Source organism: Agrobacterium salinitolerans (genome assembly GCF_027498475.1).
GTDB classification, from domain to species: domain Bacteria; phylum Pseudomonadota; class Alphaproteobacteria; order Rhizobiales; family Rhizobiaceae; genus Agrobacterium; species Agrobacterium salinitolerans.
In genome coordinates this window covers 240,195-254,247 of sequence record NZ_JAPZLN010000005.1, presented here as the reverse complement: position 1 = coordinate 254,247, position 14,053 = coordinate 240,195, and the positions used below count along the sequence as shown (strand labels likewise).

The following is a 14,053-nucleotide window of genomic DNA, read 5'->3' as shown; positions in this document are numbered from 1 at the left end:
CGCATGATGGTCGGATTGTGCAATTTACCGGCCGGAAAGTCCATTGAGCTTTCCGCGTCCCCTCGTCAATTCTTGATAGGAGACAAGTTCGGGAGGAAACAATGCGTACACAGGTCGTCATCATCGGCTCCGGTCCCTCGGGGCTGCTGCTTGGCCAGCTTCTGGCGGGAGCCGGCGTCGAGACCGTCATTCTCGACCGGGTCAGCAAGGAGTACATTCTTGGCCGTGTCCGCGCCGGCGTGCTGGAAGAAGGCACGGTGCAACTCATGGAAAAGGTCGGCGCGGATAAGCGCCTGCACCGGGAAGGCCTCCCGCATGACGGTTTTTCGCTGACCTTCGGCGGCCGCGACCACCGCATCGATCTCTTCGACCTGACCGACGGCAAACGCGTCATGGTTTATGGCCAGACCGAGGTGACCCATGACCTGATGGATAGACGCGAAGCGGCAAATCTTGTGACCATCTACGACGCCGGCAATGTCGAACCGCATGATTTCGATGGCGCAAGCCCCTATGTCACCTATCAGAAGGACGGCGTAACCCACCGTATCGATTGCGATTTCATCGCCGGTTGCGACGGCTTTCACGGGGTGAGCCGCAAATCGGTGCCGCAGGGGGCGATCAAGGAATTCGAGAAGGTCTATCCTTTTGGCTGGCTCGGCATTCTCGCTGACGTGCCGCCGGTCAATCACGAACTCATCTATGCCAACCATCCGCGTGGTTTTGCGCTCTGTTCCATGCGCTCAAACACGCGCAGCCGTTATTACATTCAATGTTCGCTGGAGGACCGGCCGGAAGACTGGAGCGACCAGCGCTTCTTCGACGAAATCCGCCGCCGCCTGCCGGAAAACCATGCGGATGCCATGGTCACAGGCCCGTCCTTTGAAAAATCCATCGCGCCGCTCCGGTCATTCGTCTGTGAACCGATGCGGTTCGGAAGGATGTTTCTGGCCGGAGACGCCGCCCATATCGTGCCGCCGACGGGCGCCAAGGGCCTTAACCTTGCCGCCAGCGATGTTCATTATCTGAGCGAGGCGCTGATCGAATTTTATCGCGAGAAGTCCGAGGCCGGCATCGACGGCTATTCGCACAAAGCGCTTTCCCGCGTCTGGAAGGCGGTGCGCTTTTCCTGGTGGATGACAACGATGATGCACCGCTTCCCCGATACCGGAGATTTTGGCCAGCGCATACAGGAGGCGGAGCTGGATTACCTGGTGCAATCGCGCGCCGCTTCCACCGCGCTTGCGGAGAATTATGTGGGGCTTCCTTACTGAGAGACAGCCTCCGGCCGACCATCCAGCAACTCGCCCGCCGCCTCGCGGATGGCCTGCATCAGCAACGACAGCGGCAGCGTGGGCTGCGTATCGGCCCTCACCGTCAGCCCCACCGGGCCACTGGTATCGCCGGTCTCGACGGGCAGGATTGCGAGAATACCATCCGCCACATCGGCCGCCACCACGCCTTCCGAGATGATCCAGATCGCATCGCTGGTGCGCAGGAAGGCGCGGCCGAAGGCGTCGGACACGGTTTCGATGCGGATCGGCAGGGCCGGCACGCCGTTGGCGATCAGGAACTGCTCGACGACTGGGCCGATGACTGATTGGCGTGTCGGCATCAACACCGGATATTCATGCAGGTGATCGAACACGGAAAGGCCGGGTAAGAGCAGCGGATGGCCGGCGCGCACCACGAAGCGCACTTTTTCCGAATAGAGATGCTCGAAGGAAAAACCGGCCATTTTCTGCGGCGCGGCGAGACGCCCGACGACGAGATCGAGATCGCCGACACGCAGCTGCTCCAGCAGAACCGCATTTTCTCCCGTCACGATCTTCACCGGGCTGCCGGTCTTTTCCGCCAGAAATCCGGCCATCGCCTTCGGCATGATGCGAACAGACACCGTGGGCAGAGCGCCGACCCGCACCGGCGGACCGGCGCGCGCCGCCTCCTGCGATACCGAATCGACCGCCTGGCGCAACGCCGTCATCGTCGCGCCCGCGTGGCGCAGGAACACCTCGCCATAACGGCTGATGCGGATGCCGCGCCCCTCCCGGTCGAACAGCGAGACGCCGAGAATCTCTTCCAGTTCACGGATCGTCTTCGTTACCGCCGGCTGGCTGACATGCAGGATCTCCGCGGCCCGGATGACGCTTTTTTGCCGCGCCACCTCCACGAAAGTCTGCAGGTGGCGGAACTTGATACGCTGATCGACCATCGCTCATATAATCCAGTGGTTATGATTTTCATCGATAATGTCATTTTACTTAACCGGAACCCGCTTGCAATATCCCCGGCAGGAGGAGCACATCATGCATTTTCTGCGCTGCGGCGAGACGGTGATCCATTATCACGTCAAGGGATTGGACACAGGCAAGCCGGTCGTCGCCTTCATCAATTCGCTCGGCACGGATTTCCGCATCTGGGATGCGGTGATTGAAGCGCTTGGCGATGATTATGCCTATGTGCTGCACGACAAGCGCGGCCATGGGCTTTCCGATGTCGGGCAGCCGCCCTATTCCATCGACGATCACGCCGGCGATCTGATCGCACTCCTCGATCATCTTGGCGTGAAGAGCGCGATCATCTGGGGCCTGTCGGTCGGCGGCCTGATTGCGCAGGGGCTTTATGCCCGCCGTCCCGATCTGGTGCGCGCGCTCATACTCAGCAACACCGCACACAAGATCGGCACGGCCGAGGTGTGGAACGCCCGCATCGACAAGATCGCCGCAGACGGCCTCGTCTCGCTGGTCGATCCCGTCATGGAGCGTTGGTTTACACCCGCCTTCCGTCAGCCTGACAACGCCGTCTATGCCGGCGCGCGCAATATGCTTTCGCAACAGCCGGAGGCCGGTTACAGCGGCACGTGTGCGGCCATCCGCGATGCGGATTTTACCGAAGAGGCCGGGCGCATCGCCGTGCCGACGCTTTGTGTCGCGGGCGATCAGGATGGCTCTACCCCGCCGGAACTGGTGCAATCGCTGGCCGGTCTCATTCCCGCAAGCCGCTTCGTCACCATTGCCGGCTGCGGCCATATTCCCTGCCTCGAACAGCCGCTCGTTTACGCACAGGCGGCAGGCATTTTTCTCAATACCTTGCCGGAGCATTGACCGATGGCGGACCATATCGACAAGAACGCAAGATTTGAACAGGGCATGAAGACCCGCCGCTCCGTACTCGGCGACGCCCATGTGGACCGGGCGCAGACCATGACGTCCGGTTTCGACCAGCCTTTCCAGCAGCTCATCACCGAAGCCGCCTGGGGAACGGTCTGGTCCGGCAACCACTGGACGAAGCGGGAGCGCTCGATGGTGACCATCGCCCTGCTCGCCGCCCTCGGGCAGGACGAGGAGCTGGCCATGCATGTGCGCGCCACCGCCAATACCGGCGCCACCGAAGCGGATATTCGCGAGGCACTGCTGCATGTGGCGATCTATGCCGGCGTGCCCGCCGCCAACCACGCTTTCAAGATCGCCAAGCTTGCCCTGGCCGGTATGAAGGCCGATAATTCCGCTGATAATTCTGGCGATGGGGAGGAGACGAAATGAGCAACCAACCGCCCGAAACCGGGCCCTTCTTCGCGCGCAACCGCGATATTCATCCGCTCGCCTATGCGCCCGGCTACAAGACCTCGATCCTGCGCTCGCCGCAGCGCGCCCTGATTTCGCTTGAGGGCACCAAAAGCGAGATCACCGGCCCCGTTTTCGGCCATGGCATGCTCAACCCGCTGGATAACGACCTCATCCTCAACTATGCCCGCCCCGGCGAAATGCCTGTTGGCCCGCGCATTCTGGTCCACGGCCGGGTGCTGGACGAACGCGGCCGCGGCGTGGACGGCGCACTGGTGGAATTCTGGCAGGCCAATGCCGGCGGCCGTTACCGCCACAAAAAGGAAAGTTACCTAGCCGCCATCGATCCGAATTTTGGCGGCGTCGGCCGCACGATCACGGATGAAAACGGCTATTACTGGTTCAAGACCATCCAGCCCGGGGCTTATCCCTGGCCGAACGGCGTCAATGACTGGCGGCCGGCCCATATTCACTTCTCAGTCTTCGGCCACGGCTTTGCCCAGCGGCTGATTACCCAGATGTATTTCGAAGGCGATCCGCTGATCTGGAAATGTCCGATCGTGAAGACAATCCCCGATGAGGACGCGATCAAACGCCTGATCGCACCGCTGGACATGAATGCGACGCTGCCGATGGACATGCTCGCCTACAAGTTCGATATCGTCCTGCGCGGCCGCCGCTCGACCCTTTTCGAAAACCGCATGGAGGGAAACTGACCATGGTTCAGCCGCTCAGCTATCTCAAGGAAACCGCCTCGCAGACGGCAGGCCCTTACGTGCATATCGGCTGCACGCCGAATTTCGTCGGCATCGAGGGCGTGTTCGAGCGGGATCTCGGTTCAGGTCCGCTTTATAACGACAAGGCCCGCGGCGAACGCATCAGCGTGCGCGGCACTGTCTATGACGGTGCGGGAATGGCGCTGAAGGACGCGCTGATCGAAATCTGGCAGGCCGATTGCGACGGTTATTACAACAGCCCCAGCGAAACGCGGGGCAAGGCCGATCCGAATTTCATCGGCTGGGGCCGTTCGCCCGGCGACATGGATACGGGCGAATTCGTCTTCGAGACGATCAAGCCTGGTACCGTGCCCTTCCGCGATGGCCGGCCGATGGCGCCGCACATCACCTTCTGGATCGTCGCCCGCGGCATCAATATAGGCCTGCAGACCCGCATGTATTTCCCGGAAGAGCAGGAGGCCAATGCCGCCGACCCGGTTCTTGCCCGCATCGAGCAAAAAAGCCGCATCGCCACGCTTGTCGCCAAAAAGGAAGAAGGCAACGTTTATCGCTTCGATATCCGTCTTCAGGGCGAAGGCGAAACCGTGTTTTTCGATATCTGACGCATATCGCGCTAAGGTGTGCAGCGGTTTTGCGACGAGGATATGCGCAAAAGAAAGCGAGACGGAAGATGAGCCTTTCCCCCTTCGAGCATCCGTTTCTGTCAGGCCTCTTCGGCGACAGTGAAATCGTCGAGCTGTTTTCGGCAAGAGCGGATATCGACGCCATGGTCCGTTTCGAGACGGGGCTGGCGCAGGCGGAAGCACAGGCCGGCATTATCCCCGAGGAGGCGGCAGAAGAAATCGTTTCGCGGCTTTCGGACTTTGCCGCCGATATGACCGCGCTTCGCCATGGCGTCGCGAAGGACGGCGTCGTGGTTCCCGAACTCATCCGGCAGATGCGCGCGTCAGTCGGCGGCAAGGCGGCCGACAGGGTGCATTTCGGCGCCACCAGCCAGGATGTCATCGACACCAGCCTGATGCTGCGGCTGAAGGCTGCGGCGGAAATCATCACGGCCCGCCTCGGCCACCTCATCGATGCGCTGGGAGACCTTGCCTCCCGCGACGGCCGCAACCCGCTGACAGGCTATACCCGTATGCAGGCCGCCATCGGCATCACCGTCGCCGCCCGGGCGGCGAGCTGGACTGCGCCGCTTGAGCGCCATCTGCTGCGGCTCGAAACATTCGCACAGAGCGGCTTCGTCCTGCAATTCGGCGGGGCTGCCGGCACGCTGGAAAAGCTTGGAGACAATGCCGCAGCGGTGCGTGCCGATCTCGCAAAACGGCTCGGCCTTGCCGACAGGCCGCAATGGCAGAGCCAGCGCGACGGCATCGTCGAATTCGCCAATCTGCTCTCGCTGATCACCGGCGCGCTCGGCAAGTTCGGGCAGGATATCGCGCTGATGGCCGAGCTCGGTGCGGAGATCCGCCTTTCCGGCGGCGGCGGCTCGTCGGCCATGCCGCACAAACAGAACCCGGTCAATGCCGAAACGCTGGTGGCACTGGCCCGCTTCAATGCCGTGCAAATCTCGGCGTTGCACCAGTCGCTTGTCCATGAACAGGAAAGGTCGGGTGCGGGCTGGATGCTGGAATGGATGACACTGCCACAAATGGTGACGGCAACAGGGGCGTCCCTGCTGATCGCCGAACGCCTCGCAGGACAGATAGACAGGCTGGGCGCGAAAGACGGCTAACCGGAAGACCGTCGAGTTCTTGATTAAATCAGCTTTCCCGGCACCTCCCGCCACCTCATTGGCGGCAGGATTTTCGCGCGTTGGAATCGCTTGGGTCTTTGCGCATTAGCCATTGATAACAAAAGATTTTCTTAAAAATATCGAATGTAGAAAAAACAGCTTTTTAGCTGCTTTTTGACCGGGTGTAGCGCTTGACATAAAAATGAACTAACTGGTACAAACAATCATGTTGAAGTCATGCCGCAGGTGAGGAAAAGAACCTTCTGGACATGGTCAGACGAATGGAGGGCTTTGGCGCCGTAAGGTTCCCAAAGCGATAAGGACACGGCGAAACGCCTGTCCGGACCCGAACGGGTTGGGAGGAAGAATGTCTTACAGTCTCGATTTTTCGGCGGTCATAGACCGCCTGCCCGAGCTGCTTTTAGCCTGTCTGGCGACGATCGGCCTTGCGATTGCCGGCATGTCGCTCGCCACCGTCATCGGCGTTCTGGGCGTCGTCGCCCGCCGCTCGCGCTTCAAGCTGCTGCGCGGCCTCGTCATCGGCTTTGTGGAAACCATTCGCAACACACCGTTTCTGGTGCAGATATTCTTCATCTTCTTCGCCCTGCCGCAGATTGGTATCAAGCTCAACCCGACGGTGACGGCCATCATCGCGCTGGCTCTCAACGGCGGCGCCTATGCGATAGAAATCATTCGTGGCGGCGTGGATTCCATTCCCAAGGGGCAGGTGGAGGCGGGGCTTGCGCTTGGCCTTCACCGCGCGCAAATCTTCCGGCACATCATCCTGAAGCCGGCGCTGCGGGCGGTCTATCCCTCGCTTACCAGCCAGTTCATCATGTTGACGCTGACCACCTCGGTCTGCACCTCGATCGCCGCTTACGAGCTGACCTCGGTGGCGCAGAAGATCGAGGCCGATACCTTCCGGTCCTTCGAGGTCTATTTCTCGATCACGCTGCTTTATCTCATCATTTCCTCGCTGATGATGGGCATTTTCTCGCTCATCTCCCGCACATCCTTCAGCTATCCGGTCAAGTGAGGAGAAGACAATGGCATCCATCGGTCCCAACGAATTCTTCTTCCTGCTGCAAGGCCTGAAATGGACGCTTGCGCTGACCATCATCGGTTTTATCGGCGGCGGCGTCTTCGGCCTTTGTGTGGCGCTTGCCCGCGTCGCGGACAGCCCGGCGATCCAGAGGGCGAGCACGGCATTCATCGCCGTTTTCCAGGGCACGCCGCTCCTGATGCAGCTTTTTGTGGTCTATTACGGCGTGGCGCTTGCGGGCCTCAATGTCGATGCCTGGGTTGCGGTCGCCATTGCTTTTACGCTGCATGCCAGCGCCTTCCTTGGCGAAATATGGCGCGGCGGCATCCAGGCGGTGCCGAAAGGCCAGACGGAGGCCGCCAATGCGCTCGGCCTGCACTATATCTCGCGCATGAAGGACGTAGTTCTGCCGCAGGCCTTCAAGATTTCGCTGCCCGCCACCATCGGTTTCCTCGTGCAGCTTATCAAGGGCACTTCGCTTGCGGCCATTGTTGGCTTCGTCGAATTGTCGCGCGCCGGCCAGATCGTCTCCAACCAGACGTTCCGCCCACTCACCGTCTTCGCCATCGTCGGCATCATGTATTTCCTGATCTGCTGGCCGCTTTCCCTGTGGGGCGCCGGTGTTGAAAAGCGGCTGCAGGCCGCATCCCGTTAAGTCTCGAAAACTCATCAGCTTTGTAAGGAGGAGCAAAAGATGAAAACCACCAGCATGAAATTCTCTCGTCGCGCCCTGCTCGCGCTTGCCGCGGCAACGGTTGCCCTGCCCTTCATCGCACCGGTCGATGCTTTCGCCGGTACGGTGGAAGAGGCCAAGGCCAAGGGCAAGGTCGTCATCGGCATTCAGGGCGACAACTCACCGTGGGGCTTCGTTAATTCCAGCGGCGTGCAGGACGGCCTCGATGCCGATATCGGCAAGGCCTTTGCCGATTATCTCGGGGTCAAGGTTGAGTTCGTACCGCTCGCCGTGGCAAACCGCATTCCGGCCCTTCTGACCGGCAAGGTCGACCTGCTATTCGCAACCATGGGCATGACGGCCGAACGCGCCAAGACCATTCAATATTCTAAGCCCTATGCCGGCAACGTGCTCTCGGTCTATGGCCCGAAGGACAAGAAGATCGCCGGCTATGACGATCTGACGGGCATCGCCGTCGGCGTGCCGAAGTCGAGCGCCATGGACACCTCGATCACCGCAGGCGCCGGCTCCAAGGCCAATATCCTGCGCTTCGACGATGACGCCGCCAATATTCAGGCGCTGATTTCCGGCCAGGTCGAGGCCGTCGGCGGCAACCAGTTCTACGGCGACCGCCTGAACAAGGCTGCCGAAGGCAAATACGAACCGAAATTCGACCTGACGACGCTCTACAACGGCGCCGGCACCCGGCCCGGCGAAAAGGACTGGAACGAAACCGTCAACGCCTTCCTCGACAAGATCAAGTCCGACGGCCAGCTCGCCAAGATCTATGACAAGTGGATGAAGCGCGAAGTCCCGGCCTTCCCGGACAGCCTGCCCGACATCCCCTTCACCGTGAAGTAAGCAGGAGATTTCCATGCCGCAATCCGCCGCCGCACAGGTTCCGCTGATAGCCCTCGAAGGGGTTGGAAAGTGGTATGGAGCCTTTCATGCGCTTAAAGACGTCAACATGACGGTTCGCAAGGGCGAAAAAATCGTTCTTTGCGGGCCGTCCGGTTCGGGCAAATCCACGCTCATCCGCTGCATCAACCATCTGGAAGAAATCCAGGAGGGCAAGATCACGGTCGAGGGAACGATGCTGTCCGATTCCAGCCGGGCCATCGATGCGGTTCGCCGCGAAGTGGGCATGGTGTTTCAGAGCTTCAATCTCTTCCCGCACAAGACTATCATGGAAAACTGCACGCTCGCGCCCATGCGCGTGAAGGGCCTGTCGAAAGCCGATGCGGAGGCGACGGCGCGCAAATATCTGGAGCGCGTGCGCATTCTCAACCAGGCAGACAAGTACCCGGCCCAGCTTTCCGGCGGCCAGCAACAGCGCGCGGCGATTGCCCGGGCGCTGTGCATGGAGCCGAAGGCGATGCTGTTCGATGAGCCGACCTCGGCTCTCGACCCTGAAATGGTGAAGGAAGTCCTCGACACCATGATCGGCCTTGCCCGTGACGGCATGACGATGATCTGCGTGACCCATGAAATGGGTTTCGCACGGCAGGTGGCCGACCGGGTGATCTTCATGTCGGAAGGCGAGATCATCGAGGAAGGCCCGCCGGAGGAATTCTTCCGCGATCCCAAGCAACAGCGCACGCGCACGTTCCTCGGTGAAATTCTCGCCCATCACTGAGGTTCGCGCGCTCTTAAGGCGGGCGGGGACAATCCCGCCTCTCCCACACCGTCCGATGAGCGACACCCGATCATGACAGAACAAACATCCTTCAAGGTCGGCCTGATAGGCGCCGACATACAGCTTTCCAAATCGCCCGCGCTGCACATGCGCGAAGGGGCGGCTCACGGCCTCGATTATTCCTACGAGCTGGTGGACGTTACCGCCCGCAAGCTGCCACCGAGCGCCCTTCCCGACCTGCTGGACGAGCTGGAAGCGCGCGGTTTTTCCGGCACCAACATCACCCATCCCTTCAAGCAGGCCGTTATTCCGCATCTGCACGAACTGTCTGACGATGCCCGCATGCTGGGCGCGGTCAATACGGTCGTCTTCCGGGACGGACGCCGCATCGGCCACAACACCGACTGGTACGGCTTTTACGAAAGCTTCGTGCGCGGCCTGCCGGATTCGCGGCGTGACCGGGCGCTTCTGGTGGGCGCGGGTGGCGCGGGCGTTGCGGTGGCCCATGCCGCATTGAAGCTCGACTTCGCCCGTCTCGACATTTTCGACCGGGATTTCCCAAGGGCGGAGCAACTGGCCCGCGAACTCAATGCCCGCTTCGGCGAAGGCCGCGCGCTTGCCGTCAAAGACCCCGCCGCCTCCCTGCCCTTTGCCGATGGCCTGATCCATGCAACGCCGATGGGCATGCCGGCCCATCCCGGGATGCCGGTTCCGGCCGATCTCATCGAACGGCGGCACTGGGTGGCCGATATCGTCTACATGCCGCTTGTCACAGAATTGCTGGCGACGGCAGCGAAAAAGGGCTGTCGAACCCTGCCCGGCGGCGGCATGACGGTGTTTCAGGCCGTCGGCGCATTCCGCCTCTTCTGCGGCCGCGAGCCGGATGCCGGGCGCATGACGGCGCATTTTACCGAACTTTGCATGGCGGAGGGCGTCGCATGAGCCTTTTCACGGTTCTGAACGGTCCCAACCTCAACCTGCTCGGCCAGCGCCAGCCGGAAATCTATGGTTATGAAACGCTCGCCGATATCGAAGCCAATTGCCGTGCTATCGCTGATGCCGCTGGCCACGAGCTGTTTTTTGCCCAGAGCAACCGGGAATATGAGCTGATCGACTGGATACACGAAGCCCGCGGCAAGTCTTCGGGAATTGTCATCAATCCCGGCGCCTTTACCCACACCTCGGTGGCAATCCTCGATGCGCTCAATGCCTTCGAGGCGCCTGTGATCGAGGTTCACATTTCCAACATCCACAAACGCGAGGTTTTCCGGCACCATTCTTACGTCTCGACCCGCGCCGAAGGCGTGATCGCCGGTCTCGGCATCGAAGGTTATGAAGTGGCGCTGCGCCACCTCATCAACCGTCTTTCGCGCCCGTCGTGATATGGGCGGGCGTCAGCACATAACGCAGCACCATGTCGCTGACATGCCGCGACAATGTCTCCTGGCCCTTGTCCGTATAAAGGCTGTCGCCGAAGATGAACGAGAAGGTTGCAACATTCGAGACATTGAAAAAGGACAGCGCGCTGATCTGCCAGTGCAGTTCCAGTGCATCGATGCCCTCGCGAAAGACGCCGCTTTTCTGGCCGCGCAGCAGCACGCTTTCGAGCGCGTCGATCGCCGGGCGGTTGAGCTGACGGATCGTTTCGGACGACTGCATATGCCGGCCATGGTGGATGTTCTCAATCATCACCATGCGGATGAAAGCCGGATTGCGCCTGTGGTGATCGAAGGTGAACCGACAGAGCTTGTCGAGCGCCGCCGCCGGCTCCAGACCGTCCAGCTCCAGATCGCTTTCGCCGCCGCGCACCTTGGCATAGGCCTCTTCAAGCACACGCTGATAAAGGCTCTGCTTGTCGGTGAAATAATAATAAATCATGCGCTTGGAGGTTCGCGTACGCGCCGCGATCTCATCGATACGCGCGCCGGAAAGTCCGTTTTGCGAAAACTCCTCCATCGCGACCGAAAGAATGTCGCGGCGCACCCCTTCCGGGTCGCGTTTCGCCTGCCGGGTATCGCGGGCGCCGCTCAAGGTCGTGCTTTTGCTCATGCTTCATTCCCTGGACGGGGCTGCCATCCGGCGGCGGTCCCTTTATTAACCAATCAGTACATAATGCTGAAAAGGAAGGCAATATGGCGAGCTATGACACAATAAGACACGGCATGCCAATGCGCACATCCATTGCAACCGTATCGATCAGCGGCGAATTCCCCGAAAAGCTGGCGGCCATCGCCAAGGCGGGCTTTTCCGGCGTTGAGATTTTCGAAAACGATTTCCTGACTTACGACGCCTCGCCGCGCGAGGTGAAGGCCTTGGCCGCCGATCACGGGCTGGATATCACCCTTTTCCAGCCATTCCGCGATTTCGAGGGCATGCCGGAACCGCACCGCGCACGGGCCTTCGAGAGGGCTGAGCGCAAATTCGACATCATGGGCGAACTCGGCACCGATCTGATGCTGATCTGCTCGAATGTCTCGCCGGTCTCGCTCGGTGGCATCGACCGCGCCGCCGCCGATTTCCATCAGCTCGGTGAATTGGCAGCAAAACATGGCGTGCGCGTCGGTTACGAGGCCCTGGCCTGGGGCCGCCATATCAGCGATCACCGCGATGCCTGGGAGGTGGTGCGCCGCGCCGATCACGCCAATGTCGGCATCATTCTCGATAGTTTCCACACGCTGTCGCGCAAGATCGACCCCAATTCGATCCGCTCCATTCCCGGCGACAAGATTTTCATCGTGCAGCTTGCCGATGCGCCGCTGATCGACATGGACCTGCTCTACTGGAGCCGCCACTTCCGCAACATGCCGGGCGAAGGCGATCTGCCGGTGGTGGATTTCATGCGCGCCGTCGCCGCAACCGGTTACAGCGGCCCGCTGTCGCTCGAAATCTTCAACGACCAATTCCGCGGCGGCTCGGCCCGGCTGCTTGCCGAAGACGGCCACCGCTCGCTCATCAATCTCATGGACCAGGTCCGGCGTCTCGAGCCCGACATCCGCATCGATGTGCCATCAATGCCGGAACGAGTGGAGACGGACGGCGTGGAATTCGTCGAATTCACCACGGCACCGGAAGAAAAACCCAATCTGGAAGCCCTTCTCGCCACGCTCGGCTTTGAAAACACCGCCCGGCACCGCAATCGTGATGTCGATCTTTATACGCAGGGCGATATTCGCATTGTCATCAATACCAGCGATGGCGGCGACAGTTTCGCGGGCGCGTCCTATTCCATCCACGGCACCAATGCCTATGCCTTCGGGCTGAAGGTGGATGATGCCGCAGCAGCCCTTGCCCGGGCAGAAGCGCTCGGCGCGCCCACCTTCGCCGAGCCGCGCAAGTCAGGCGAAGTCGCCGTTCCCGCCATTCAGGGCGTGGGCAACGGCGTCATCTATTTCCTCGACGGCTCACCAGAGCTTTCCTCCATCTGGGACAAGGAATTTGCGCCCACCGACAACCAAGAACCGGCGGGCGACGCAGGACTGAAGCGGATCGATCACCTCGCGCAAACAACGCATTACGATGAAATGCTGACCTGGCTTCTGTTTTACACCTCGCTGTTTTCCACCCGGCGCACGCCGATGGTCGATGTGGTGGATCCCGGCGGACTGGTGCGCAGCCAGGCGATTGAAAGCGTGCCCTCGCCGCTTTTCCGCCTGACCATGAACGGTGCCGACAATCGCAAGACCTTCGCCGGCAAATTTCTGGCCGAGGGCTTCGGCACCAGCATCCAGCACATCGCATTTGCCACCGACGACATCTTCGCCACAGCAAAAGCACTGCAGGCGCGCGGGTTCCACGCCCTGCCGATCTCGCGCAATTATTACGACGATCTGGAAGCCCGTTTCGGGCTGGAACCGGAATTTTCCGATGCGCTCAGGGCGGCAAGCATTCTTTATGACCGCGACGACAATGGCGAATATTTCCAGATATACAGCCGCACCTTCGGGGAAGGTTTCTTCTTCGAAATCATCGAAAGGCGCGGAGCCTATGGCGGTTATGGCGCGATGAACGCCCCCTTCCGCATCGCCGCGCAAAGACGGCTTGCGCCGCCGGTCGGCATGCCGAAGGAATAAATCCTGGCACCGAAATACGATCGGGGAAATCCAGACAGGCCGCGGACAGCAGGGATGCCGCTGCGGCCTGTTTTCATTCACGCCAATGTCGTTATCTCATAGTCGCGCGGAATGGCGGAGGTCGCCCTGAACCACTCGGACGCCCGCGTCCGCTCCTGAAGAAAATCGAAGGCAGCACGGTCGGCAAAAAGCTCCTCCACCTGCCAGATCAGGGGATCGTCCGTCTCGAACACTTCGAAGGAAAGACAGCCGGGTTCCTCTCTGGTCAGGCGAAGATGTTCGGCAAGGCGGCGCCGGACCAGTTCGACATCGTCCTTCGACAAGCACCGTAAAAATCCGCTCAGCCTGACTGCGCCCGCCTGGTCGTTCATGGCCGAGACTCCATTCCTCATCATTCATCTCAAAGGTTCTATCGACGATCATTTCGAAATACACGCATCATTGCGAAGCATTCTTCCAGAACCCGCGCTCAAAATCGGTGCAGCTGCGTATTTGTAGAGCAGTACATAAAAATTGTTCAACACTCTGGACATGATTGTTCGGTTTTGTTAGCTTTTTCGGCAAAACAAGGGTGGGGAATTAGAGTTACATGCGCATCGT

Annotated in this window: 16 protein-coding genes; 13 read left to right on the top strand and 3 right to left on the bottom strand. The window is 60.5% G+C overall.

The window, feature by feature from the left end; genetic code table 11:
* Window positions 1-101 precede the first annotated feature (101 nt).
* Complete coding sequence (gene pobA / locus O9X91_RS18860) at window positions 102-1,274, top strand: 4-hydroxybenzoate 3-monooxygenase (protein WP_142913095.1); 1,173 nt, start codon at window positions 102-104, stop codon at window positions 1,272-1,274.
* Here the strand turns inward: pobA and pcaQ are convergent.
* On the bottom strand, window positions 1,268-2,212 hold the full coding sequence (pcaQ, locus tag O9X91_RS18855) for a pca operon transcription factor PcaQ (RefSeq protein ID WP_142913097.1): 945 nt from the start codon (window positions 2,210-2,212) through the stop codon (window positions 1,268-1,270). The genes pobA and pcaQ overlap by 7 nt on opposite strands.
* Window positions 2,213-2,306: 94 nt before the next feature.
* Between pcaQ and pcaD the strand changes: the two genes are divergently transcribed.
* The 11 genes from pcaD to aroQ all read left to right on the top strand — a co-directional run bounded on the left by pcaD (window position 2,307) and on the right by aroQ (window position 10,765).
* Window positions 2,307-3,104, top strand: coding sequence for a 3-oxoadipate enol-lactonase (gene pcaD / locus O9X91_RS18850; protein ID WP_142913099.1), 798 nt, complete (start codon window positions 2,307-2,309; stop codon window positions 3,102-3,104).
* 3 nt (window positions 3,105-3,107) lie between these two features.
* Window positions 3,108-3,542: a 4-carboxymuconolactone decarboxylase gene (gene pcaC / locus O9X91_RS18845; RefSeq protein WP_142913100.1), complete on the top strand. Its 435-nt coding sequence runs from the start codon at window positions 3,108-3,110 to the stop codon at window positions 3,540-3,542.
* Window positions 3,539-4,279: a protocatechuate 3,4-dioxygenase subunit beta gene (pcaH, locus tag O9X91_RS18840; protein ID WP_077984025.1), complete on the top strand. Its 741-nt coding sequence runs from the start codon at window positions 3,539-3,541 to the stop codon at window positions 4,277-4,279. The genes pcaC and pcaH overlap by 4 nt, the downstream gene beginning before the upstream one ends.
* A 2-nt stretch (window positions 4,280-4,281) precedes the next feature.
* Window positions 4,282-4,902, top strand: coding sequence for a protocatechuate 3,4-dioxygenase subunit alpha (pcaG, locus tag O9X91_RS18835; protein WP_077984026.1), 621 nt, complete (start codon window positions 4,282-4,284; stop codon window positions 4,900-4,902).
* A 68-nt stretch (window positions 4,903-4,970) separates the two neighbouring features.
* Window positions 4,971-6,032, top strand: a complete 1,062-nt coding sequence (locus O9X91_RS18830; protein ID WP_142913102.1) for a 3-carboxy-cis,cis-muconate cycloisomerase — start codon at window positions 4,971-4,973, stop codon at window positions 6,030-6,032.
* 367 nt (window positions 6,033-6,399) lie between these two features.
* Window positions 6,400-7,068: an amino acid ABC transporter permease gene (locus O9X91_RS18825; protein ID WP_269833810.1), complete on the top strand. Its 669-nt coding sequence runs from the start codon at window positions 6,400-6,402 to the stop codon at window positions 7,066-7,068.
* Between the two features lie 10 nt (window positions 7,069-7,078).
* The gene (locus O9X91_RS18820; protein ID WP_142913105.1) at window positions 7,079-7,729 is read left to right on the top strand and encodes an amino acid ABC transporter permease; all 651 of its coding nucleotides are present in this window, start codon (window positions 7,079-7,081) and stop codon (window positions 7,727-7,729) included.
* A gap of 39 nt (window positions 7,730-7,768) precedes the next feature.
* A complete protein-coding gene (locus O9X91_RS18815; RefSeq protein WP_142913107.1) occupies window positions 7,769-8,608 on the top strand; it encodes a transporter substrate-binding domain-containing protein in 840 nt (279 codons plus the stop codon).
* Window positions 8,609-8,621: 13 nt separating this feature from the next.
* Window positions 8,622-9,383, top strand: a complete 762-nt coding sequence (locus tag O9X91_RS18810; RefSeq protein ID WP_077984031.1) for an amino acid ABC transporter ATP-binding protein — start codon at window positions 8,622-8,624, stop codon at window positions 9,381-9,383.
* 72 nt (window positions 9,384-9,455) lie between these two features.
* On the top strand, window positions 9,456-10,325 hold the full coding sequence (locus O9X91_RS18805) for a shikimate dehydrogenase (protein ID WP_142913109.1): 870 nt from the start codon (window positions 9,456-9,458) through the stop codon (window positions 10,323-10,325).
* Window positions 10,322-10,765, top strand: coding sequence for a type II 3-dehydroquinate dehydratase (gene aroQ / locus O9X91_RS18800; RefSeq protein WP_142913111.1), 444 nt, complete (start codon window positions 10,322-10,324; stop codon window positions 10,763-10,765). Before O9X91_RS18805 ends, aroQ begins: the two co-directional genes overlap by 4 nt.
* Here the strand turns inward: aroQ and O9X91_RS18795 are convergent.
* Complete coding sequence (locus tag O9X91_RS18795; protein WP_142913113.1) at window positions 10,740-11,432, bottom strand: TetR/AcrR family transcriptional regulator; 693 nt, start codon at window positions 11,430-11,432, stop codon at window positions 10,740-10,742. The two genes, aroQ and O9X91_RS18795, sit on opposite strands and share 26 nt — an antisense overlap.
* A gap of 119 nt (window positions 11,433-11,551) precedes the next feature.
* Here O9X91_RS18795 and O9X91_RS18790 point away from each other — a divergent pair, with 119 nt between their 5' ends.
* Window positions 11,552-13,453 carry a bifunctional sugar phosphate isomerase/epimerase/4-hydroxyphenylpyruvate dioxygenase family protein gene (locus O9X91_RS18790; RefSeq protein WP_142913320.1) on the top strand — a complete coding sequence of 634 codons (1,902 nt, stop codon included), beginning with the start codon at window positions 11,552-11,554 and terminating at the stop codon, window positions 13,451-13,453.
* Between the two features lie 77 nt (window positions 13,454-13,530).
* Here O9X91_RS18790 and O9X91_RS18785 read toward each other — a convergent pair whose 3' ends face one another.
* Window positions 13,531-13,824, bottom strand: coding sequence for a putative quinol monooxygenase (locus tag O9X91_RS18785; RefSeq protein WP_162520520.1), 294 nt, complete (start codon window positions 13,822-13,824; stop codon window positions 13,531-13,533).
* Window positions 13,825-14,053 lie beyond the last annotated feature (229 nt).